The following is a 22,897-nucleotide window of genomic DNA, read 5'->3' as shown; positions in this document are numbered from 1 at the left end:
GACGCAAAGTCCTTCTCCCCGTGGTGCGAGAAGGCACGGCTTGCGCGCCATCGACGCGCGCCTTGGAGCGCCCGCGCCGCAAGCGGGGGGCCGGGGCGCGGAGCGGGGGTTGGGGTGAGGGTACGGCGCAAGACAGCCAACCCACCCCGGGAGATCCAGGCATCAAGGCACCCGCAGACCACGATCACTCCACCATCTGCGCGGCAAACAATCTGCACCCCACCTCACACCCACCACCCGACTGCTTTAGAATTGTCAGGCTAAACGCCGGATTCCGCCATGCCTTTTGTTGTCACCGAAAACTGCATCAAGTGCAAATACACCGACTGCGTCGAGGTCTGCCCGGTGGATTGCTTCCACGTCGGCCCGAATTTCCTGGTCATCGACCCGGACGAGTGCATCGACTGCACCCTGTGCGAGCCAGAGTGCCCGGCCAACGCGATCTATCCGGAAGATGACGTGCCCGCAGGCCAGGAAGGCTTCGTCGCGCTCAACGCCGAACTGGCCAAGGCCTGGCCGGTGCTGACCGTGCGCCAGGAGCCCCTGCCCGATGCGGCAGACTGGGACGGCAGACCGAACAAACTACCGCTGCTGCAGCGCTAAGGCGCTGTCCCGACGCGCGACAGCATCCCTGCCGCGCAGCCACACCGCAGCAAACGCAAAACGGGCGCCCTGAGCGCCCGTTTTGCTATTCGGCCATGGCCAAACCACTCACTCAGCCGCCGAGCTTGCCCTTCAGCGCGCTGATCACCGCCACCGGTGCCGCAGCCGTGGCCGGCATGCCGCGCGGATCCACTGCCGACACGTAGCTGCCCGCCTCAACCTTGACCACGCGCACCAGGAAGCTGGAACCCTCGTAGCTCACGTCGTAAGAGCCCAACATCTGCGCCTTGCTGGCGACCGTCAGGCCGGGAATCTCGGCCAGCGCCGTGCCGACCTTGGCAAACACCTCATCGCGCTCGCCCGGCACGGTAAAACCGCTGTTGGCGCTTGCCGACGGCGGCGTGTTGGTCTGCTGGGTGGTCGACGCCAGGGTCGGCACCTTCATCGCACCGGAGGTGTCGGGCAGGTTCAGATCCGGCGGCACTTCCAGCGGGCGGGCTTCCGGGGCCAACGCATAGTCGCCGCGCGCGCCCTTGTGAAACCAGCTGCAACCACTCGTGGCGGCGACGGTGGCGGTCGCCAGCAACGCGAGCGACAGCACGCGGACGGGGGAAACGGAATGACGCATCGATAGATCTCCTGGGTCAGGCCGCGAGCATTTCGCGGCTGGAAAGTGCTTCCAACGCAACGGCGTCGGCGGCAAGGCGGTCGGCGGCAGGCTGGTGCGCCGTAGAAAGTGGCAGCAGCGGCAAGCGCAGGCCGTGCCCGATCCCGGCACGCTGCAGCAGCGCCTTGACCGGGATGGGATTGGATTCGATCCCGCAGAAGCTATGGTATTCGCTCAGGCGCGCATCCCAGGCGAGGGCCGCATCGCGCTGGCCATCGCGGGCCAGATCGCACAAGCGCCGGTATGCCGACGGCAATGCGTTGGACGCCACCGAGATCAGCCCTTGGGCGCCGGACAGCATCGATTGCGCGGCGCTGCCGTCATCGCCACTGAGCACCACAAAGGAGTCGCTGCGCAACGCCACCAGCGCGGCGATGCGCTCGGGCTCGCTACGCGCTTCCTTGATGCCGACGATGTTGGGGTGATCGACCAGCTCTGCCACCGTCTCCGGCAGCAGATCGCAGCCGGTGCGGCCGGGCACGTTGTACAACACCAGCGGCAACCCGCCGTTGTCGGCCACGGCCAGAAAATGCGCCTTCAACCCTGCCTGGGTCGGGCGCACGTACGGCGGCGTCACCACCAGCGCGTACTGCGCGCCCAGCGCGGCGGCGCGGCGCGTCTGCGCAATGGTTTTTGCGGTGCCGGACAGCCCGGTACCCGCCAGCACCGGCACCCGGCCTGCAACCTGGGCAACGGCGGCGCGCAGCAAGGTGTCGTATTCGTCGTCGCTCAGCGCGGCGGCTTCGCCGGTGGAGCCAGCGACCACGATTCCCTGCACGCCACCGTGCAGCTGCTGCTCCAGCAGCCGCCGCCAGGCATCCAGGTCGAGTGCGCCGTCCGGCCCGAAGGGGGTCGCCAGCGCGGTGATGATGCCGGAAAGGGACAAGATTCTGCTGCTCTTACGTGACTGAGGAGGCCCGCGCACACGCGGGTTGCGACCGTCTGCATGTTACTTGCGGCGCGAAACCACGGGCAAGTATGCTGGTCACCGCCAGGGCGCCTGCCCGGGCGGCCATTCAGCCTGATGCAATGCCGGAAGCCCCTTTGACTGACTCTACACCCCGGCCTTCGCCGACCGAAAATCACCTCCTGATCAACGCCTACACGACGCATCCGGAGTCCCCCCTATTGCCTGTCACCCGCCGCATCGCCGATAGCGGCTGCAATCTCGTGGACGCTCGCCTGGCCACGGTGGGGCGCGATGTCTCGGTCACCGCGCTAGCCACCGGCTCCTGGGATTCGGTCGCCAAGCTCGAAGCCATGCTGACCAGGCTCGAACGCGAGGAAGGCCTCAAGCTGGTCTGGTACCGCACCGGCCCCAAGCAGACCCAGTCCAACCTGCTGCCGTACATCGTGGAAGTGATCGCCGCCGACAAGCAGGGCATCCTGTTCCAGCTGGCCGATTTCTTCGACCGCCAGGGCATCACCATCGAAAACCTGCAAAGCACCCGCTACCGCGCCATGCAGACCGGCGCGGAGATGTTCTCTGCGCAGGTGACCATCGGGGTACCTGCCAACATGCACATCGCCGCGTTGCGCGATGATTTCCTGGAATTCTGTGATCACCTCAATCTCGACGCGATCATGGACCCGATGAAGTTCTAAGGCAGACGCACCGATGGCCATCGCCCAATCCGCGCTGAAACAGATGTTCGATCACATCCGCTCCGAGACCGACTGGAATCTCGACGGTCCGTTGCGCTGGGAATACTTCTTCGCCGACCCGGCGCAGCAGCCGCTGCAACAGCTCGCCGAGCAGCTGACCCAGGACGGCTACCGCGTCATCGACATCTTCCTGGGCGAGCGCGACGAAGACGACGGCGACGATGAGGAGTCGTATTTCCTGCATGTGGACAAGCGCGAGCACCACACCATCGAATCGCTGAATCAGCGCAATGCGCAGTTCGATGCACTCGCCAAACGTTTCCATGTAGCTGCTTATGATGGAATGGACGTCGGGCCGGCCTGATCGGCCGCCGACCGCCTCTCCCCTTCAGGCTGAGCAACGATGACCGACGCTGTACCGGAACTGCCCGCTACCACCCTCGACCTGCCGCTGGCGCTGTCCGGCGGCACCCAGACCACCCTGCGCGGCTATGCCGGCACGTGGGTGGTGCTGTACTTCTACCCGAAGGACAGCACGCCCGGCTGCACTACCGAAGGCCTGGACTTCAATGCATTGCTGCCGGACTTCAAGAAAGCCGGCGCTGCCATCCTGGGCGTCTCGCGCGATTCGGTGAAGTCGCACGACAACTTCTGCGCCAAGCAAGGCTTCAACTTCCCGTTGATCAGCGATGGCGACGAGGCACTGTGCGGCGCCTTCGACGTGATCAAGGAAAAGAACATGTACGGCAAGCAGGTGCTCGGCATCGAGCGCAGCACCTTCCTGCTCTCGCCCGAGGGGCGCGTCGTGCAGGCCTGGCGCAAGGTCAAGGTCGCCGGCCATGCCGAGGCCGTGCTGGCGGCAGTCAAGGCGCACGCCAAACAGTGACGCCCCTGGTTTCCCGTGTCCTCCATCACCCTGCATGTGCAGGCGTGATGGCTCGCCCCTGCTCCATCACTTGGAAGACCCAATGACCCGAGGCAAGCGCATCTACGTGCTGGACACCAACGTGCTGATGCACGATCCCACCTCGCTGTTCAAGTTCGAAGAACACGATGTGTTCCTTCCGATGCAGGTGATCGAAGAACTCGACAACGCCAAGAAGGGCACCTCCGAAGTCAGCCGCAACGCGCGCCAAGTCAGCCGCTTCCTGGACGAGCTGCTGGAAAACACCGACGCCGAGCAGATTCAGGCCGGCATCCTGCTCAGTCACCCGCAAGGCATCCAGCTCAAGGGCCAGGCCGCGATCGGCCGGCTGTATTTCCAGATTCACCCGATCGACCCGGGCCGCACCTTCGGCGCGATGTTGCCGGACAACAAGATCCTGGCCTCGGTGCTGGCGCTGCGCGAAGAAAACCCCGATGTGCCGGTCATTCTGGTGTCCAAGGACATCAACCTGCGCATCAAGGCCTACATCAGCGGCCTGGTGGCCGAGGACTACCAGAACGACCGCGCGCTGGACGATTTCAGCCTGCTGTTCACCGGCGCCATCGAGCTGCCGGAAGACTTCTGGCAGAAGCACAACGAGGATCTACGCAGCTGGAACGAGCGCGGGCGCACCCATTACGAGATCGTGCTGGCCGAGGACGAAGACTGGTACCCGAACCAGTACCTGTATCTGCCGGGCGAAGACGACGTGGAACTGCGCGTGGCCAAGGTCGGCGGCGGCAAGGCCACGCTGTGCCTGGTGGATGATTTCCGCCACACCCAGCACGCGGTCTGGGGCATCGCCGCGCGCAACCGCGAGCAGAACTTTGCGCTCAACGCGCTGATGGACCCGGAGATCGATTTCGTCACCCTGCTCGGCACCGCCGGCACCGGCAAGACCCTGCTCGCGCTGGCCGCGGGCCTGGCGCAGACGATGGACCAGCAGCGCTACCGCGAGATCATCATGACCCGCGCCACCGTCAGCGTGGGCGAAGACATCGGCTTTTTGCCCGGCACCGAAGAAGAAAAGATGACACCGTGGATGGGCGCGCTCACCGACAACCTGGAAGTGCTCACCCACAATCAGGACGGCGGCTCGTGGGGCCGTGCGGCCACCAACGACCTGCTCGCCAGCCGCATCAAGATCCGCTCGATGAACTTCATGCGCGGCCGCACCTTCCTGTCGCGGTATCTGATTCTGGACGAAGCGCAGAACCTCACCCCGAAGCAGATGAAGACGCTGATCACCCGCGCCGGCCCCGGCACCAAGATCGTCTGTCTGGGCAACGTCGAGCAGATCGATACACCCTACCTGACCGAGACCACCTCCGGCCTGACCTACGCGGTGGATCGCTTCAAGGCCTGGCCGCACAGCGCGCATATCACGCTGCGCCGTGGCGAACGTTCGCGTCTGGCGGACTTCGCCTCGGAGGTGTTGTGATGCGAACGCTTCGCAGCGCCACTGCCCTTGCAGTGCTCGCGCTGGCAGGCTGTGCGACCACGCAGGCACCATCGACAGTGCCGACCAACCTCAAGAGCGGGCAGTCGTGGATCATCACCCGCCAGAGCGTCGCCGAGCAGGTGCTGGACACCTGCTCGCGCGACAGTCCGGCGCGTCATCCGGGCCAGATCACCGGCTATTGGGAACCGAGCCATCAACAGATCGAGCAGCTCGAATCCCGGCAGGATGCGTTGACCCCGACCATCGCCGAGCCGCGCGAGTTCGACCGGCAATATGTGGGCGTGGTGATCGAGGGCCAGCAGCTGATCTACATCAACGCCTTCAAGCTGCCCAACGACCCGCCGGTGAAACCGGCGCGGGAAGCGATCAAGGTTTGCGACGGCGGTAGCGCCTTCTGGGGTGCGCTGTACGACCCGCAGACCGGCGGGTTTTCGCAGATCGCGGTCAACGGCACGCCCTGACGCGAGATGGGAATCCTGCTGCCGCGCTGGGTCTGGATTGGCGCGGTGGCATTGTCGAGCGTGGCCGGCATGGTCAACGTGGTCGGCTACCTGGGCTCGGAGCACCAGGTGGTCAGCCACCTCACCGGCACGACCAGCCTGCTCGGCGTTGCCCTGGTGCAAAACACTGCGCCGGAAATCGGCTTTCTCTGGGGCATCCTCATCGCCTTCTGCGCAGGCGCCATGCTCAGCGGACTGATCATCCAGGACGATGTCTTGCGGCTTGGACAACGCTACGGCGCGGCGCTGCTGATCGAGGCGCTGCTGTTGCTGGCTGCGATTCCGCTGTTCAAGCTGCATCATGTCGGCGGCGTGCTGTTCGCCGCTGGCGCCTGCGGCCTGCAGAATGCGATGGCGACCACCCTCAGTGGCGCAGCGGTCCGCACCACGCATTTGAGCGGCATGTTCACCGACCTGGGCATCGGCCTGGGGCACCTGCTGCGCGGGCGCCCGCTGCAAGTGCGTCGACTCACGTTGAGCGGGCTGATCATCAGTGGCTTTCTTGGCGGCAGCGTCCTGGGCACGTTGTTGTTCCAGCGCTGGCAGTACGACGCGCTCTACCTGCCAGCCAGCCTCACCGGATTGACCGGTGTCGGCTACGTCGCCTACCTGCAATGGCGTCGCTGGCGCACCTGATGATCCGCACATCCTCCAGGTAGCAGTGCAGAATCGGCGTATGACCACGCCCAGCACCCTGTCCGCATTGACCATCGCCGGCTCCGACTCCGGCGGTGGTGCCGGCATCCAGGCAGATCTCAAAACCTTCGCCGCGCATCGCGTGCATGGCTTGTCGGCGATTGCCGCATTGACCGCACAGCACACGCGTGGCGTCACCGCGGTGCACATCCCGCCCATCGCATTTTTGCGCGCACAAGTGGATGCCTGCTTCGCCGATTTCCAGATCCAGGCCGTCAAACTCGGCATGTTGGCCAATGCCGAGGTCATCCATTGCGTGGCGGACCTGCTCGAAACCCATCGCCCGCCCTTCATCGTGCTGGACCCGGTCATGGTGGCCACCAGTGGCGCACGCCTGCTCGAGGACGCTGCGCTGGATGCGCTGCGTACCCGCCTGCTGCCACTGGCAACCTTGATCACGCCCAATACGCCGGAAGCCGAGCTGCTGACCGGCCGCCGCATCGACACGGCCGACGCCGCAGAACATGCGACCGCCGCGCTGCTGGAGCTGGGTGCGAACGCCGTGCTGCTCAAGGGCGGCCATCTGCATGAAGGCGCGCGCGTGATCGATCGCTTCGATGACGGCGTCACCCAGGACGTGTTCATGCATCCGCGCGTCGATGTCGATGCGCACGGCACCGGCTGCAGTCTGTCGGCAGCGATTGCCGCGCAACTGTGTCAGGGCCTGTCGCTGCTCAATGCTTGCGAAGCCGCAATTGACTATGTGGCGCGTGCCATTCGCCTGGGGCAGCGCCCTGGGCACAGCGAGGTACTGGTGCTCGACCACTTCGGCGCTGCCCCAACGGGATGAGCGTGCACAGCGCCGCATTGGCTGCCAGCGCGGCGGATGGACATCGCTGGGAAGTGATGCGCATCGCACCGGCGCAACCGATCGCCACCTTGCTGTGGCTGCCGGCGTTGGGCGTGGCAGCAAGGCATTACCAAGCGTTCGCCCATGCGTTGGCCGCGGCCGGAATCGCGGTGTATCTGCACGAATGGCGCGGCAATGGCAGCAGCACGCTGCGCCCATCGCGTCGATACGATTGGGGCTATCGCATCCTGCTTGGCGATGACATCCCGGCCAGCCAGGCACTGATGGAGCGTCATGACCCGCAGCACCCGCGCATCGTCGGCGGGCACAGCCTGGGTGGGCAGCTGGCCTGCTGTCATGCCGCGTTGCAGGCGTCGCGATCGCCGTCGCAAGTCGACTGGCCTCTGACCCAGCTATGGCTGGTTGCCAGCGGCTCGCCGTATTGGCGCAACTTTCCGCCTCCCATGCGCTACGCGCTGCCGCTGGTGTATCGCGCCCTGCCCTGGCTTGCGCGCGTGCAAGGCGTGCTGCACGGGCGATCGCTCGGCTTTGGCGGCACCGAGGCACGCAGCCTGATCGGCGACTGGGCGCAGGTCGGACGCAGCAATCGCTATCGCGCTGCAGGCAGTGGCTGGGATCTGGAGCGCGCACTGGGCGCGTTGACGGTACCGATCAAGGCGCTGACTTTCGCCCACGATCACTTCGGCCCCGCCGCGGCGCTGCATGCACTGCTGCACAAGATGCCGCAGGCGCATGCAAAGGTGCAGCAGTTGGACGATGCGCAACTGGGCGTGCGCAGCGATCACTTTGCATGGATGAAGGCACCTGGCGCCGTTGCGGCTGCGCTGCAACGCATGCGTGCCGATGCAGTTGGCGACGATCGAATTTCACAAAGGGATTGACGAGTACGTCGGGCATCCGCATAATTCCGCTCCTGACGAGGCGCCCGTAGCTCAGTTGGATAGAGTACCTGGCTACGAACCAGGCGGTCGGGAGTTCGAATCTCTCCGGGCGCACCATCTTCAGGAACAAAAAAAGACAGCATTCAACCGCTGTTTTTTCGGTTAAAAAGTCCGGTTGCATTGCATCGGATTGCAAGTCAAACAAGATATGCGCCCGTAGCTCAGTTGGATAGAGTACCTGGCTACGAACCAGGCGGTCGGGAGTTCGAATCTCTCCGGGCGCACCAATCTTGAAGAAAACGACCAGCTTGCTGGTCTTTTTTTTTGCCTGTCGTTTTTGTCCTGCATCGCCTGCGAGTGCAGCGCATCGATCGCGCCGAGCGGCTGCGCTGCGGTGTCTGTTACCGACCCAGAGGCAGAACGCTCACGCTGTAGCCCCCAGAGCATCCGACTCGCCGACCACCACCACCGGCACCAACGAGGTCACCGGATGCCCGGCATCGCGCCATGCATCTAGCCCGCCAAGCAACGGACGCACATCACGATATCCACGCTCGCGCATCCTGCCTGCCAGCCATGCTGCAGACACTTCATCCGGGCACGCGCAATAAATCACCACGCTGCGATCGCGCGGCACGCTGGCCAGAATCTGCGCAAGCTGGCGCTCGTCGGCAAAGACCGCGCCAGGAATCGTGTACGGCTGCAGGTCGCGATATCCCGGAGCACGGATATCCAGCACCGTCGGCCGCAGACTCTCGTCGCCCTCCAGCAGCGGCACCAGCTCGTCCACTGCAATGCGCGCCTGTTCCAGCGAGCGCAGCAGCGTGTGACGCCGCCACCAGCGCCAGCCGACGTAGCAGGCCAGCAGCGCGGCCAACACCAGCACCGCACCGGAACCGAGCTCGGACAAGAACGCCAGCACGTCCTGCACCTGATGGGCGAACGCCGCCCCAAGCCCCAGCCCAACCAGCGCCCACAGCGAAGCGCCGAACGCGTCGTAACGCAGGAACGCGCCCGGCCGCACCCGCATCGCACCAGCCATCGGAACCGACACCATCGACAGGCCCGGTACGAACTTGGCCACTGCCAGCACGCGCACGCCCCACCGCGAGAAGAATCGCTCGGTCTGCTTCATGCAGGTATCGCGCGACAGCGACAACCGGCACAGCGACTGCAAGGTACGATTGCCGAAGCGGCGGCCTGCCAGATACCACACCAGGTCGCCAAGCAGACTCGCCAGCACCGACACGCCCCACGCGGCAAGACCCGCCAGCCACGCCTCGCTACCACCGCGCAGCGCGTAACCGGCGCCGACCAGCACCAGCGTCGGCAGCGCCGGCACCGGCAGCCCGAGCGACAATGCCAGCACGTTGGCAAACACCAGCGCCAATCCGTACTGTTCGATCAAGCCTTGCATGCGAGGACCCTGCGCGACGGCGAACGGCCATTATCCGCTCTTGATCACGCTTGCGACTGCCCGGCGGCAGCGAAACGATACGTTTCGGCAAGCGCTTGCAACCATCGTTCGAACAGACCATCGGCACGCAAGGCGCGCCGCCACCAGCCGAGCGCTTCGCCCTCTTCGCCCGGACGCCACGCCAGGTAGAAAGTTTCGTCGGCCTTGTGCGTTTCCACCGGCACCTTGCGCAAATGGCCCTCCCGCAGCGCGCCCTGCGCATACGGCTCAGGCAGAAACCCGTAGCCTGCCCCCGCCAATTGCAGCAGCAACTTGGTCTGCATGTCCGGCACGGTCAGCACGTCGCGGCCGGACAACAAACCGACAGTACGCGGCAGCAGACGCCGTGCCGAATCGGCCACGGCAATCGCGCGATGGTCGGCCAGCTCGGTCGCGCCGAGCAGCTGCGCGCCCGCCAGCGGATGCGTCGCCGCCACCGCGAACACAAAGCGCACGCTGCCGATCTGTTCGGCGACATAACCGCCGCCGCTGGGCCCCTCGCCCGCCGCCACGATCAGATCCACGCGCCGGTCCAGCAACGCCTCCCAGCTGCCGGACAGCGACTCGCTGAGTACGCGTAGCCGCGTGCTGTCGGCCACGGCGTAGAAGTCCAGGATCTGCGCCTGCAGCAGCGCAGCCGGCAACATCGCATCCAAGCCGATCGCAAAGTCCGACTCCCAGCCCGAGGCCACCCGCCGCACGCGCACCTCCAGCTCCTGCGCGGCCCGCAGCAGGTTGCGTCCTTCGCGCAGCAGCTCGCGCCCGGCCTGGGTCGGCGTTGCTTTCGGCCCCATCCGCTCGAACAGCTGCACCCCCAGATCGTCTTCCAGCTTGGAAACCGTGTAGGAGATGGTGGATGGCACCTTGAACAACACCTTGGCTGCCGCGGCGAACGAGCCGCGGCGGTCGATCGCATCCAGGATCTGCAACGCTTCCAGGCTGATTTTCATTGTTCGAATTTTTCGATGGTAGCAGCCAAATCTACTCGCTTTTTCTCTCGCCGGCAGAGGTGGAGACTACGCATCAAGCCGCTGGGACACCAATCCCACCCCCAGCGCCAATTCGAATCTTTCAAGGAGAAGCAACATGTTGAATGTCCGCAAGAGCGAAACCCGTGGCCGCGCCGAGCATGGCTGGCTGTCCTCGCGCCATACCTTCTCCTTCGCCAGCTACCACGACCCGCGCCACATGGGCATCGGCCCGCTGCGGGTGATCAACGAAGACAAGGTGACCCCGGGCGAAGGCTTCGGCACCCACGCCCACCGCGACATGGAGATCATTTCCTACGTCCTGGGCGGCGCGCTGGAGCACAAGGACAGCATGGGCACTGGTTCGGTGCTGCATTACGGTGATGTGCAGCGCATGAGCGCCGGCAGCGGCGTGACCCATAGCGAGTTCAATCATTCGTCCAGCGAGCCGGTGCACTTCCTGCAGATCTGGGTCATGCCCGAGCGCAACGGTATCGAGCCCAGCTACGAAGAAAAGCATTTCGATGCCGACAGCAAGCGTAACCAGTTGCGCCTGATCGCCTCGCCGGCCGGTGACGACGGCTCGCTGCGCCTGCACCAGGACGCACGGCTGTATGCGTCGATCCTCGATGGCGACGTGCGCCTGCAGCAGCCGCTGGCAGAAGGCCGCATCGGCTACGTGCAAGTAGCCCGCGGCAGCGTGAGCGTCAATGGGCAGGCGTTGTCGGCCGGCGATGCGGTGCAGGTCATCGGCGAGCCGGAGATCGTGCTGGCCGATGCACGCGACGCCGAAGTGCTGGTGTTCGATCTGCCGAAGTAAGCCGGTTGCGAACCTTGCAGCGCATGCGATGTGCATGTGCTGCAGGGGCGCTGATCGCAATACACAAGGCCCGCATTTGCGGGCTTTGTGTTGTGTGCGAGGCCTCGTTGCGACGCTGCGCGTGCGGCTTCCACGCTTGCCTGCGCTTCTGCGACCGCGCGTATCGCAAGAGTTCTATACCGCACGGCACATTGCTTCGGCGACGAAGGCAACCGCTTCACCGCCGATCCAATCTGGCCGTGAAAGCGGCGCAGCTGCGGTTATGCTGCCTGCGCTGACATGCGGGTTAAGCGGCGCGGATGGCATACGCGTCGCCACACGACATCGCGCATTGCTTCAGCGACGAAGGCAACCGCTTCGCGGCCAATCAAATCCGGCCATGGAATCGGCGCCGGCTGCGGTCACGCGGCCTGCGATTTGACCTGCCGGTTAAACGGCGTATCGAGCTGCGCAGCTCCGTCGGCATCGCCGTTGACCAGCGCAAATAGTGTGTCCGCATCGGCTTCCAGCACCCGTGCCGACCGCGCCAGGTCATCGACCATCTGCGCCTGATCGCGCGCCTGCATCCCAATGGACTGCAACGCCGTGTTCGCCGTCGAAAGGTCCTGCGCCTGCTCGTGACTGGCAGCGGCGATCTGCTCTACGGTCGCGGTGACACGCAGCACCGACGTCACCACGTCCTGCATGACCACACCGGCCTGTTCGGCAAGGCGCGAGCCGTCGCCAACCTGCCCGGCGGCATTGTCGATCAGGGAACGGATCTCCCTGGCCGACACGCCGCAACGCTGCGCCAGGCTGCGTACCTCGGTGGCGACCACCGCAAACCCGCGTCCCTGCTCGCCGGCGCGCGCTGCCTCCACCGCCGCGTTGAGCGCCAGAATATTGGTCTGAAACGCGATGCCGTCGATCACTTCGATGATCTGACCGATGCGGTCGGTTGCCGATCGAATCCCGGCGGTGGTCTTGACCACGTTGGAGATGACGTCTGCACCGCGCCGTGCCACTGCGGCCGAGTCGTCGGCCATGCGGCGTGCCGAGCCGGCATTTTCGGAATTGGTGCGCACGGTGGCGGCCAGTTGATCGATCGTGCTCGAGGTCTGCGCCACTGCCTCGGACTGTGTGGACACCCGGCTCACCAGCTCCTGATTGCTGGCAGAAATATGATGCGACTCGCGCTGCACGTTCTGCGCGATGCTCATGGTCTGCCGCATCAGCTCGCGCATGCGCTCGGCAGAGCGCACCTGATCGGTCACGTCGGTGGCGTACTTGACCACCTTGTACGGGCGCCCGGAGACGTCCAGGATCGGATTGTAGGACGCCTGGATCCACACCGCGCTGCCATCCTTGCTCAGCCGGCGATAGCGCCCCGCGTCGAACTGACCACGCGCCAGCTTTGCCCAGAAATGCCGGTACTCGTCGGAGGCGCGGTAGGCCGCATCCACGAACACCCCGTGATGCTGACCAACCGCCTCTTGCGCCGAGTAACCAACAATCGCCAGGAAATTCTCGTTGGCACTCAACACACGACCGTGCAGATCGAACTCGATCACGCCCATCACCTTGTCGATGGCGTGTATGCGCCCATCCGCATCGGCCGAATCGATGACCTGACGGGTGACGTCGGTGGCGTACTTGACCACCTTGTAAGGGCGACCGAGTTCGTCGAGGACCGGGTTGTAGGACGCCTGGATCCACACTTCCCTGCCATCCTTACCAATGCGCTTGTAGCGACCGGCATCGAATGCACCGCGCCCAAGCGATTGCCAGAACGCGCGATAGGACGCCGACTGACGCGTCTGCGCCTCCACGAACATGCCGTGGTGCTTGCCGCGAATCTCATCAAGCCGATAGCCCATGACCTGCAAGAAATTCTGGTTGGCATCGAGCACCGTGCCATCCAGCGAAAATTCGATCACCGCCATCACCTTGTCGATCGCATCGATGCGCCCTTCGAAATCGGCGGTCTGACGGACCTGCTCGGTGATGTCGGTGGCGTACTTCACCACGCGGTAGGCCTTGCCCGCACGATCCAGCAACGGGTTATACGAGGCGTTGATCCAGACTTCGCGACCCTGCTTGTCCAGCCGGCAAAAACGCCCCGCATTGAAGTCGCCACGCCGCAGCGCATCCCAGAACTGGCGGTAGCTCTCGCTGTCGCGATCACTCGTCGTCACGAACATGCGGTGATGCTGGCCGACCACCTCGTCACGCCGGTACCCCATCAGCGACAGGAAGTTGGGATTGGCGTCCAGAATACGGCCATCCAGATCGAATTCGATCACCGCCATCACCCGATCTACCGCATTGACCTTGTGCTGCAGCCCACGGCTCCAGGAAGAAAACAAGCGTCCAAGCAACGGTAGGCGCATCACGTGAAAATCCGAAATATTGGTCACGTCGTTAGCGACACACGTACGGCTTACTTGACCCCCGTCGCATGCCACAGAACCGAGCGATTCAGGCATCGGACGGCTTCTCCCTGATCGACCTCGTCATGCTCAACTCATGCTCGAAGTCGAGGCCCTCTTTTCGGGTGCACGAGGAAGACCAAGCCTTCTTCCCCGGCGCGGAAGACAGGCGCTGATTTAGTCAATTGGTCGTCAAGGCACGCGTAATCAGCGCGCCTGCAATTGCGTGCAATGGGTGATGCCCCACCTTGCAGCAGGGGGCGCCATATAAACACGCGAGCAAGACAACACGCAGAGACCTCTGAAGCCTTAGATCCAATGCCTACGACCTAGTGTCTTCGGCCTTCTGCCTGCAGTTAACGCAGGTTGACTGCCTGGTTGAACGCAGAAGTTTGACCATGCAACTTATTGTTCGCTTGTTGGCTGCAAGCGATAGCTGCAAGCGAAGAGAGTTCGCAGCCTGCCAAGCACATTCTCCAACGGCCTGTTTTCCAACATCAGAAAAGATAAAGACGCACACCGAGGCGACAAGCAAAGCATGCGGACCGAGCGAAGTGGTAGCCGCCCACGGACAGGTTGCCTCGACAGCGCCCCTCGGTGCCGACATCGGCGAGAGACGGGACCGGTCAGACCCAGCAACTACATGTCGGTTGCGATCTGTAGGTTGCGCCGCACTGCGGGGCGGCAGTACCAGCAACAAACTGATCGTCCTGCGGCATGTCCTGCCATCACTCAAATCACCAGCCAGCAACGACACTCGCGAACGGCACCTTGCGGCGGCCATCCGTTATCGCAGGCGATACCGTTGAGCAGAAGCGAGCGCTGCCATTTGCGCCGCTCGCGTTTCGCAAGATGTCGGAGCTTCCCGCGACCAAGCTATCGATTGCATCTTTGTGCGTCTTCAACTCAGAAGCTCGTTTGCGCATTTTCAACCCACAGATTCGCCTGCCCCGAGCGTCGTAGGCTCACATCGTTGATGAAAAACGTACGGCACGCCATGTCACCGGCGACAAGCGATCCAACAACCTCGATAGCGGAGGCCGCGACGGTCACGGCGATCAAGAAATAGCGTCGCGGGAAGGCATGAGTGCTGAGCAGTCCCAAAGCTCGAGCAACGCATGACATCCGCAGGCCGTCGCAATCGAGGCATTCGCAGTGGCGGTGGTTTGACTGCCGGCTATCGACTGGCGCTGCGCGCGCCCACCAGATCAAATAAAAACGCCCGCAAATCATTGATTTGCGGGCGTTTAGAACACTGGCGGAGCGAGAGGGATTCGAACCCTCGATAGAGCTTTTGACCCTATACTCCCTTAGCAGGGGAGCCCCTTCAGCCGCTCGGGCATCGCTCCAGTTTTTGCGTCCTGCCGCGATGTCCGTGGCAGGCCGCGAAGAATACCGGGTAACAGGGGCTAACGTAAACCCTTTATCACGATCAATTCGAAGAATCGTCGCCGTGATGCGCGCCAGAGGCAACCGGCTCGTCCCCACGTTGGATGCGCTGATAAATCTCTTCGCGATGCACAGCCACATCTTTGGGTGCGGTAATGCCAATACGCACCTGATTACCCTTGACGCCGAGCACGGTAACAGTGACCGAGTCGCCGATCATCAAGGTTTCGCCTACCCGGCGAGTGAGGATCAACATTTTGCAAATCTCCTGGAACCGGTGGGTTTCCCACCAGCATCGACGGTCTCGTGAGTGAGACGCGCCCTAGGTAAAGGGAATAGACCAGAAATGGTAGCGGGACATCCTGCTAGCCAGCAAGGCATAGCAGGACGAGTGTTCAGCCCAAGTGTTGCTTGACCCAGGAGGGCACACCGTCGAGTGCGGTCGCAAGGGCGGGCCCGTCCTCGCCACCACCCTGGGCGAGATCTGGACGGCCACCGCCCTTGCCTCCGATCTGACTGGCGATATGGCCGAGGAGTTCCCCCGCCTTCACCTTGCCAGTTGGGCTGCCATTCACGCCGGCGACAAGCGCAACCTTGCCCGCCGATGCACCGGCCAGCACGATCACCGAATCGCCGAGCTGCTGCTTCAAGCGGTCCATCGCCTCGCGTAGCGCCTTTGCATCGAATCCTTCCAGACGTACGGCAACCACCTTGATCCCCGCCACGTCGACAGCACTGGCGCCAAGATCTGCCGTCGCCCCGGAGGCCAACTTGGCCTTCAGCGATTCCAGCTCGCGCTCAAGACGCTTCTGACGCTCGGTCAGTGCACGTACCTTGTCGACCACCTCGGTGGTGTTGCCGCCAAGCAGGCTTGCCGCCTCGAACAAGCGACGTTCTTCATCGGCAACGTAATCCAGCGCACCCTGCCCGGTCACCGCCTCGATACGGCGTACACCCGACGACACGCCGCCTTCGGAGGTAATCTTGAACAGACCGATGTCGCCGGTGCGGCTGACATGGGTACCGCCACACAGCTCGGTGGAATAACCACCCATCTTCAGCACGCGCACGTGCTCGCCATATTTCTCGCCGAACAGAGCCATCGCGCCAAAATCCAGCGCTTCCTGCATGGCCATGTTGTGCACTTCGACACTGTGATTGGTGCGCACCTCGGCATTGACCTTACGCTCGACCACCGCAAGTTCTTCCGCGGTGATGGGCTGGAAATGCGAGAAGTCGAAACGCAAGCGATCAGGCGCCACCAATGAGCCCTTCTGCTGCACATGTGTGCCCAGCACTTCGCGCAATGCGGCATGCAGCAAGTGCGTGGCCGAGTGGTTGAGGATGGTCTTGCCGCGGCGCTGCACGTCGATGCCGCCTGCCAGCACATCGCCCAGCTCCAGCGTGCCTTCGGTGATGCGTCCGACATGCCCATGGAACTGGCCGGCGAACTTCTGCGTGTCTGCGACGTCGATGGACACGTCGGTCGTGCTCAGCTGTCCGCTATCACCGACCTGGCCGCCGGATTCGGCGTAGAACGGCGTGCGATCGGTGAACACGATGACCTCATCGCCGGCTTCGGCACGCTCGACCGGGCGGCCCTGCTTGAGCAGCGCGACCACCTTGAGCGCGTCGGCGTCATACGCCTCGTAGCCCAGAAACACCGTCGGCGACATGGTCGCAACCAAGTCGGCGGGCAGTGCGACGCCGCCACCGAACTTGCCTGCCGCACGCGCGGTCTCGCGTTGGCGCTCCATGGCGAACTCGAAGCCCTCCATGTCCACGCGCATGCCGCGCTCGCGTGCGATGTCGGCGGTCAGATCGACCGGAAACCCATAGGTGTCGTAGAGACGGAAGGCATCCGCGCCGGGAATCACGTCCTGCGAGCGCGACGCGACGTCGTCGAAGATTTTCATGCCGGCATCCAGCGTCTCGGCAAAACGCTCTTCCTCGGCCAACAGGGCGCGCGCCACGGTGTCGCGCGCAACCACCAGTTCCGGATAGGCCTCGCCCATCAGCTCGACCAGGGTGGGCACCATCTTGCTGAAGAACGGCTGGCGCACGCCCAGCATCCAGCCATGCCGCAGCGCACGCCGAATGATCCGACGCAGCACATAACCGCGCCCCTCATTGGAAGGCAGCACGCCATCGACGATCAGGAACGAGCAGGCGCGGATGTGGTCGGCGATGACCCGCAGCGACTTGTTTTCCAGGTCGGCGATGCCGGTCAACGCACTGGCCTTGCCGATCAAGGCCTGGAACAAATCGATCTCGTAATTGGTATGAACGTGCTGCAGGATCGCCGCAAGACGCTCCAACCCCATGCCGGTATCCACACACGGCGCCGGCAGCGGCACCAGGGTGCCGTCGGGCTGCCGGTCGAACTGCATGAAAACCAGATTCCAGATCTCGATGAAGCGATCGCCATCTTCGTCCGGCGAACCGGGCGGACCGCCAGCGATGTGATCGCCATGATCGAAGAAGATCTCAGTACACGGGCCGCATGGGCCGGTATCGGCCATCTGCCAGAAATTATCCGAGGCGTACGGCGCGCCCTTGTTGTCGCCGATCCGCACGATCCGGCTTTCGGGAATGCCGATCATGTCTCGCCACAGGGCGAAGGCTTCTTCGTCTGTGTGGTAGACGGTCACCAGCAGGCGGTCGGCCGGGAGCTTCCAGACCTGGGTCAACAGTTCCCAGGCCCAGGCGATGGCGTCCTTCTTGAAGTAGTCGCCGAACGACCAGTTGCCCAGCATCTCGAAGAAGGTGTGGTGGCGCGCGGTGTAGCCTACCGAGTCCAGATCGTTGTGCTTGCCGCCGGCACGCAGGCAGCGCTGCACGTCCGCGGCGCGCACGTAGCTGCGCTTTTCCGCGCCCAGGAACACGTCCTTGAACTGGACCATGCCGGAGTTGGTGAACAACAAGGTCGGATCGTTGCCCGGCACCAGCGGCGCGGACGGCACGATGGTGTGGCCCTTCCCCTCGAAAAACGCGAGGAAGTCACTACGAATCTGGGAAGTGCTGAATTTGGCAGGTGCGTTCATGGGCTGGCATTGGGCGGGCGGCAGTCCCGGTCACCCAATGACATGTGGGCGCAGATGAGCGGAACAACCTGAAACCACGAAGGGTAGCAGGCCTGACGCCCTCAGTCCTCAAGGTCGAAGCGCGTGGCGCTACGAATACTGTTGCCATCGAAACCGCGCCGGGCCAGCAGATCGGCGGCCTTGCGTCGCTGCGGCAGATCTAACGGACCCTGCTCGCCGAACCGGCGCCGGATCAGATCGCGTGCGTTCTCGGTCCAATCGCCTTCAAACGTCGCCATGGCAGCACTGATGGCCTCGCTATCCAGGCCATGGGTTCCGAGTTCGGCACGAATATGCAGGGGGCCATAGCCCGAGCCCGCACGATTGCGCACCACCGCGGCAGCAAACCGGGTGTCGTCCTGCCAGCCCTCGTCCGCCAGCCGCTCCACCGCCGCCTGTGCGGCATCTGGTTCGATACCGCGCGCCAACAGCTTGCGGTTCAATTCCTTGCGCGAATGCTCGCGTCGCACCAGCAGACCGAGTGCGCGCTGGACCGGCGTCTGCTCCTTGAACCGGCGCCCCCGCTTTGGTGCGGGCTCTTGCTCGTCCATCGTGACGTGTCCCCGATCGCTGAATCAATGCGCCCTCCATGGCGCCTGCCCTCCTGGCCTTCGATAGATCTATCGCGAGAAGCAACGGCACTGACTCCGCCGTCCCCGCGATAGAAAAACGTGCTGGCTTGCCGTTCCATCTGCAGCGAGATGTCGCCAAGCGCTTGAGCCCGTCATGCACTGCGAGCACATGACGGAGGTAGTGCGTAGTTCTGAGAGGCTCGACAGCAATGGCTTGCTGCCGGCAGCGCTTATTCCTTCTCGGCGTCGTCGCCCGCCTCGCGCGGAGCTTCGGCGGGCTGGAACTTCTCGCGCAGCTCGGCTTCGAGCTTGGCTGCCACCTGCGGATTGTCGCGCAGGTAACCACGTGCATTGTCCTTACCCTGGCCGATGCGCTCGTCGCCATAGCTGTACCAGGCACCTGCCTTTTCTACCAGCTTGGCTTCCACGCCCATGTCGATCAATTCGCCCTCACGGCTGATGCCTTCGCCGTAGAGGATTTCGGTCACGACCTGCTTGAACGGAGGCGCCAGCTTGTTCTTGACCACCTTGATCTTGGTCTGGTTGCCGATGATCTCGTCGCCCTTCTTGATCGCGCCGATACGACGGATGTCCAGCCGCACCGAGGCGTAGAACTTGAGCGCGTTACCGCCGGTGGTCACTTCCGGGCTCTGACCCGGCATCATGACGCCGATCTTGTGGCGCAACTGGTTGATGAAGACCACCAGGGTGTTGGACCGCTTGATGTTGCCGGTCAGCTTGCGCAGCGCCTGGCTCATCAGACGCGCCTGCAGACCTGGCAGCTGGTCGCCCATCTCGCCTTCGATTTCCGCCTTCGGCGTCAGTGCAGCCACCGAGTCGATCACCACAATGTCGACCGAGCTCGAACGCACCAGCATGTCGGCGATTTCCAGCGCCTGCTCACCGGTGTCCGGCTGCGACAGCAACAGGTCATCGACATTGACGCCCAGCTTGGCAGCGTAGATCGGGTCGAGCGCATGCTCGGCGTCGATGAACGCAGCGGTGCCACCCAGCTTCTGACATTGCGCAATGGCCTGCAGGGTCAGGGTGGTCTTGCCCGAGGATTCCGGACCGTAGATTTCCACGACGCGGCCCTTCGGCAGGCCGCCGATCCCCAGTGCGATATCCAACATCAGCGAACCGGTCGGAATGATTTCGACCGCTTCGATCACGCGATCGCCCATGCGCATCACCGAGCCCTTACCGAATTGCTTTTCGATCTGGCTCAGTGCGGCGGAAAGGGCACGCTTCTTGTTCTCGTCCATCTGGGTGATCCTTGTCAGTGATTTCGGTGTGGAGCAAATGTAGCGGCGGTGTATCGCACAGGCTGAGACTGGCTGCGACACACTCAGATTAAGGTTGCGAACGTTGCGCTGGCAGCGGCGAATCCTGCAATGCCGGCTGGGAAAAACGCCAGCACAGGCATCGGTGCAGCCCTCAGCGATTGGGCCTCAACAGCCCGCAATACAGGCCTTCGATGGCGAAATCCTGATCCGGCAATACTTCGATCGGGGCGTAATCGGGGTTGCGTGGCAGCAGCCGGATGCGGTCCTTGCCGATCTTGAGCAACTTGACGGTGATTTCTTCATCGATCCGGGCCACCACGATCTGCCCCGAGCGCGCGTCGCGGGTACGGTGGACACCGATCAGGTCGCCGTTGAAGATGCCTTCGTCGCGCATCGAATCGCCCTGCACCTTGAGCAGATAGTCGGGCGACGGCGAGAAGAACACCCGGTCGAGCACGACGAAGTCGTCGGACCCGATATCGGCGCCGATCGGCAGGCCCGCTGCCACGCGGCCTAGCACCGGCAGACGCAGCACGTCGTCGCGCACTGGCTCGGCGACCGGCGGCGTCCGCGACTGCGCGCCCTGCCCGGCCAGCCGGATGCCGCGCGCCTGACCTGGGACACGGCGGATCGCGCCCGCCTGCTCCAGTGCCTCCAGGTGATACTGCGCGGCACGTACGCCCTTGAAGCCGAAGGCGCGGGCGATCTCGGTCTGCGAAGGCGGGACGCCGTCGGCGTCGATGCGCTCGGCGATCAAGGCCAGGATTGCTTGCTGGGTATCGGTCAGGTCCATGGTTAGTAGTATTACTACTAACGACGCCATGCGCAATAGCCCAGCGGGCGAGAACCCAGTCGACCGTTAGCGCCGGCTGCGCCAGATCGAAAACAGGATCCAGATGCCGCATACCCCGGCACCGATGAAGCCGCCCACGCCCAGCGCCAGCAGCCAGCGGCTGGCGCTTCCGCCGACGCTGTTCATGACGATCGACGAACCGATCACCAGCGCCGCGGTCACGATGCCCATGGTGAGCCGATTGGCGGCGCGGTCGACCTGCTCGCCGAACTCGCGCAAGGCGCGCGTTTCCACGTGCAGCTGCAACTTGCCGCGCCGTGCGGCCTGGATCAGGCGCTTGAGATCGCGTGGCAGATCGCCGATCAGATCGATCGCGCCGGTCACGGTACGCCGGCTGCGACGCAACATGGCGCTGGGCGCGTACCGCTGCAACACCACGCGCTCCAGATACGGCCGCGCTTCGGTGGCCATGTCGAAATCCGGATCGAGCTGGCGCCCCATCCCTTCGAGGGTGAGAAAGGCCTTGATCATCAGCGCCAGATCCGACGGCAGGGTCAGCCCGTGGTCGCGCAGGATGGCGGTGACATCACCGAGCATCGCGCCGATGCGTAGCTCTTTCAGCGGCACGCCGCGGTATTCGTCGACGAACGCGCCGATGTCTTGTTGCAGCCGCGCCTCGTCGATATCCAGGCTGGTGCCGGCCCACTCCAGCAACACATCGATCACGGCGTCGGCGTCGTAGCTCACCATGCCGTGCAGCAGCTGCGCGACCTGGAAACGGCGCTGTTCGGAGACGCGCCCGACCATGCCGAAATCGATGACGGCGATACGCCCGTCGCGCAAATAGAAAATATTTCCCGGATGCGGGTCGGCGTGGAAGCAGCCGTCCTGCAGCACCATCTTGAGCACGATGCCGGCACCCGTGCGCGCAAGCGCCTTGCGATCCAGCCCAGCCGCATCGACCGACACCATGTCGCGCCCGGGGATGCCGTCGATGAACTCCTGCACATTGAGCGACTCGCAGGTCCACTGCCAATACACCGCGGGCACCACCACCTGCGGGTCGTGCGCGAAATTTGCGGCAATGCGCTCGGCATTGCGGCATTCGGCAGCGAAGTCGAGCTCGCGCCGCAGCGACACGGTGAATTGCTGTACCACTTCAGCCGGGCGGTAGCGCTTCAGATCCGGTGCGCGCGTTTCGACGATGTCGGCCAGCCGTGCAAGCAGACGTAGATCCGCATCGATGGTGTCGCCGATGCCGGGCCGACGGATCTTCAAGACCACCGGCGTGCCGTCGGCCAGCCAAGCGCGATGCGTTTGCGCCAGCGACGCAGCGGCCAGCGGCTGTTCGTCCAATCGCGCGAACACGCTTTCCGGCTCTGCGCCCAATGCGGCGACCAATTGCGGCCGGATCTGTTCGAACGGCAATGCAGGGACCGCGTTTTGCAGTTCGCTCAGCTCTTCGATCCATTCCGGCGACAGCAAGTCGACACGCGTCGCCAGCACTTGCCCCAGCTTGACGAAGGTTGGCCCGAGCTCCTCCAGCGCACGACGCACACGCGTGGCGGCGGACATCCGCAAGCGGCCCTCGGCGTTGTTCCAGTGCAGCAACCTGCCGGCGCGTTCGAGCACGTCGGCCAACCCGATACGGCGCACCACATCGCCAAAGCCGTATCGAATCAGGACCGAGGCGATTTCCTGCAGACGCCCGAGGTCACGCACAGTGCCAAGTGCCTCCCACATCAGTGCACCGCCTGCGCAGGTTCGAAACGGGTGGCTGGCGCGCTACACGCCTGTGCGCAGGCCCCAACGTGAGCGATCTCTCGATGCGGTCGCGCTGCCTTACGAACCGACCGGTCCACCACGACAGGCCCACCAGCATCACGTGCCGGCAAGCCAGCCGCGTGACTTCCCGCCTCACGTCGCGCAAGCCGGCGCACCTGCGCAGCAATAACCGGCGACGCACCAGGCG

General features: G+C 64.0%; 21 protein-coding genes and 3 tRNA genes. 12 read left to right on the top strand and 12 right to left on the bottom strand.

Going from position 1 to position 22,897, the window contains the following annotated elements; translation table 11 throughout:
* Window positions 1-279 precede the first annotated feature (279 nt).
* Complete coding sequence (gene fdxA / locus ACCQ06_RS10305) at window positions 280-603, top strand: ferredoxin FdxA (protein WP_228324851.1); 324 nt, start codon at window positions 280-282, stop codon at window positions 601-603.
* A gap of 112 nt (window positions 604-715) precedes the next feature.
* Here fdxA and ACCQ06_RS10300 read toward each other — a convergent pair whose 3' ends face one another.
* Entirely contained in the window at window positions 716-1,231 is a 516-nt protein-coding gene (locus tag ACCQ06_RS10300; RefSeq protein ID WP_055844218.1) for a hypothetical protein, read from the bottom strand.
* A gap of 16 nt (window positions 1,232-1,247) precedes the next feature.
* Window positions 1,248-2,156, bottom strand: coding sequence for a 4-hydroxy-tetrahydrodipicolinate synthase (dapA, locus tag ACCQ06_RS10295; RefSeq protein ID WP_316692255.1), 909 nt, complete (start codon window positions 2,154-2,156; stop codon window positions 1,248-1,250).
* A gap of 92 nt (window positions 2,157-2,248) precedes the next feature.
* Between dapA and ACCQ06_RS10290 the strand changes: the two genes are divergently transcribed.
* The 10 genes from ACCQ06_RS10290 to ACCQ06_RS10245 all read left to right on the top strand — a co-directional run bounded on the left by ACCQ06_RS10290 (window position 2,249) and on the right by ACCQ06_RS10245 (window position 8,437).
* Window positions 2,249-2,875: a glycine cleavage system transcriptional repressor gene (locus ACCQ06_RS10290; protein ID WP_083992831.1), complete on the top strand. Its 627-nt coding sequence runs from the start codon at window positions 2,249-2,251 to the stop codon at window positions 2,873-2,875.
* Window positions 2,876-2,888: 13 nt separating this feature from the next.
* Entirely contained in the window at window positions 2,889-3,239 is a 351-nt protein-coding gene (locus ACCQ06_RS10285; protein WP_228324853.1) for a ribonuclease E inhibitor RraB, read from the top strand.
* 39 nt (window positions 3,240-3,278) lie between these two features.
* A complete protein-coding gene (locus ACCQ06_RS10280; protein WP_316692249.1) occupies window positions 3,279-3,761 on the top strand; it encodes a peroxiredoxin in 483 nt (160 codons plus the stop codon).
* Window positions 3,762-3,843: 82 nt separating this feature from the next.
* Window positions 3,844-5,241, top strand: coding sequence for a PhoH family protein (locus ACCQ06_RS10275; protein WP_316692247.1), 1,398 nt, complete (start codon window positions 3,844-3,846; stop codon window positions 5,239-5,241).
* Complete coding sequence (locus ACCQ06_RS10270; protein ID WP_104616880.1) at window positions 5,241-5,723, top strand: hypothetical protein; 483 nt, start codon at window positions 5,241-5,243, stop codon at window positions 5,721-5,723. The genes ACCQ06_RS10275 and ACCQ06_RS10270 overlap by 1 nt, the downstream gene beginning before the upstream one ends.
* A 6-nt stretch (window positions 5,724-5,729) precedes the next feature.
* The gene (locus tag ACCQ06_RS10265) at window positions 5,730-6,398 is read left to right on the top strand and encodes a YoaK family protein (protein WP_316692246.1); all 669 of its coding nucleotides are present in this window, start codon (window positions 5,730-5,732) and stop codon (window positions 6,396-6,398) included.
* Window positions 6,399-6,438: 40 nt separating this feature from the next.
* Window positions 6,439-7,248, top strand: coding sequence for a bifunctional hydroxymethylpyrimidine kinase/phosphomethylpyrimidine kinase (gene thiD, locus ACCQ06_RS10260; RefSeq protein ID WP_316692244.1), 810 nt, complete (start codon window positions 6,439-6,441; stop codon window positions 7,246-7,248).
* Window positions 7,245-8,150 carry an alpha/beta hydrolase family protein gene (locus ACCQ06_RS10255; protein WP_316692243.1) on the top strand — a complete coding sequence of 302 codons (906 nt, stop codon included), beginning with the start codon at window positions 7,245-7,247 and terminating at the stop codon, window positions 8,148-8,150. Before thiD ends, ACCQ06_RS10255 begins: the two co-directional genes overlap by 4 nt.
* Before the next feature lie 40 nt (window positions 8,151-8,190).
* Window positions 8,191-8,267: transfer RNA gene (locus ACCQ06_RS10250), tRNA-Arg, on the top strand.
* Between the two features lie 93 nt (window positions 8,268-8,360).
* Window positions 8,361-8,437, top strand: a tRNA-Arg gene (locus tag ACCQ06_RS10245).
* Between the two features lie 137 nt (window positions 8,438-8,574).
* Here the strand turns inward: ACCQ06_RS10245 and ACCQ06_RS10240 are convergent.
* The gene (locus ACCQ06_RS10240) at window positions 8,575-9,567 is read right to left on the bottom strand and encodes a DedA family protein/thiosulfate sulfurtransferase GlpE (RefSeq protein ID WP_104616876.1); all 993 of its coding nucleotides are present in this window, start codon (window positions 9,565-9,567) and stop codon (window positions 8,575-8,577) included.
* Window positions 9,568-9,611: 44 nt separating this feature from the next.
* Entirely contained in the window at window positions 9,612-10,556 is a 945-nt protein-coding gene (locus tag ACCQ06_RS10235) for a LysR substrate-binding domain-containing protein (protein ID WP_228324858.1), read from the bottom strand.
* Between the two features lie 136 nt (window positions 10,557-10,692).
* Between ACCQ06_RS10235 and ACCQ06_RS10230 the strand changes: the two genes are divergently transcribed.
* On the top strand, window positions 10,693-11,394 hold the full coding sequence (locus ACCQ06_RS10230; RefSeq protein ID WP_228324859.1) for a pirin family protein: 702 nt from the start codon (window positions 10,693-10,695) through the stop codon (window positions 11,392-11,394).
* A 401-nt stretch (window positions 11,395-11,795) separates the two neighbouring features.
* Here ACCQ06_RS10230 and ACCQ06_RS10225 read toward each other — a convergent pair whose 3' ends face one another.
* The 8 genes from ACCQ06_RS10225 to ubiB form a co-directional block, all read right to left on the bottom strand.
* Window positions 11,796-13,739: a methyl-accepting chemotaxis protein gene (locus ACCQ06_RS10225; protein WP_316692564.1), complete on the bottom strand. Its 1,944-nt coding sequence runs from the start codon at window positions 13,737-13,739 to the stop codon at window positions 11,796-11,798.
* Window positions 13,740-15,058: 1,319 nt separating this feature from the next.
* Window positions 15,059-15,151: transfer RNA gene (locus tag ACCQ06_RS10220), tRNA-Ser, on the bottom strand.
* Window positions 15,152-15,234: 83 nt separating this feature from the next.
* Entirely contained in the window at window positions 15,235-15,447 is a 213-nt protein-coding gene (csrA, locus tag ACCQ06_RS10215; protein WP_003481884.1) for a carbon storage regulator CsrA, read from the bottom strand.
* Window positions 15,448-15,586: 139 nt separating this feature from the next.
* Window positions 15,587-18,235: an alanine--tRNA ligase gene (alaS, locus tag ACCQ06_RS10210; RefSeq protein ID WP_316692140.1), complete on the bottom strand. Its 2,649-nt coding sequence runs from the start codon at window positions 18,233-18,235 to the stop codon at window positions 15,587-15,589.
* Between the two features lie 101 nt (window positions 18,236-18,336).
* Window positions 18,337-18,825, bottom strand: coding sequence for a recombination regulator RecX (gene recX / locus ACCQ06_RS10205; protein ID WP_228324861.1), 489 nt, complete (start codon window positions 18,823-18,825; stop codon window positions 18,337-18,339).
* 251 nt (window positions 18,826-19,076) lie between these two features.
* Window positions 19,077-20,111, bottom strand: a complete 1,035-nt coding sequence (gene recA, locus ACCQ06_RS10200; RefSeq protein ID WP_104616155.1) for a recombinase RecA — start codon at window positions 20,109-20,111, stop codon at window positions 19,077-19,079.
* Window positions 20,112-20,283: 172 nt separating this feature from the next.
* Window positions 20,284-20,925: a transcriptional repressor LexA gene (gene lexA / locus ACCQ06_RS10195; protein WP_104616156.1), complete on the bottom strand. Its 642-nt coding sequence runs from the start codon at window positions 20,923-20,925 to the stop codon at window positions 20,284-20,286.
* Window positions 20,926-20,991: 66 nt separating this feature from the next.
* On the bottom strand, window positions 20,992-22,668 hold the full coding sequence (ubiB, locus tag ACCQ06_RS10190) for a 2-polyprenylphenol 6-hydroxylase (RefSeq protein ID WP_316692138.1): 1,677 nt from the start codon (window positions 22,666-22,668) through the stop codon (window positions 20,992-20,994).
* Window positions 22,669-22,897: the final 229 nt, after the last annotated feature.

The organism is Xanthomonas sp. NCPPB 4467 (assembly GCF_041475665.2).
GTDB classification, from domain to species: domain Bacteria; phylum Pseudomonadota; class Gammaproteobacteria; order Xanthomonadales; family Xanthomonadaceae; genus Xanthomonas; species Xanthomonas dyei.
Note: the sequence above shows the minus strand (reverse complement) of the source record. Positions and strands in the feature narration are given on the sequence as shown.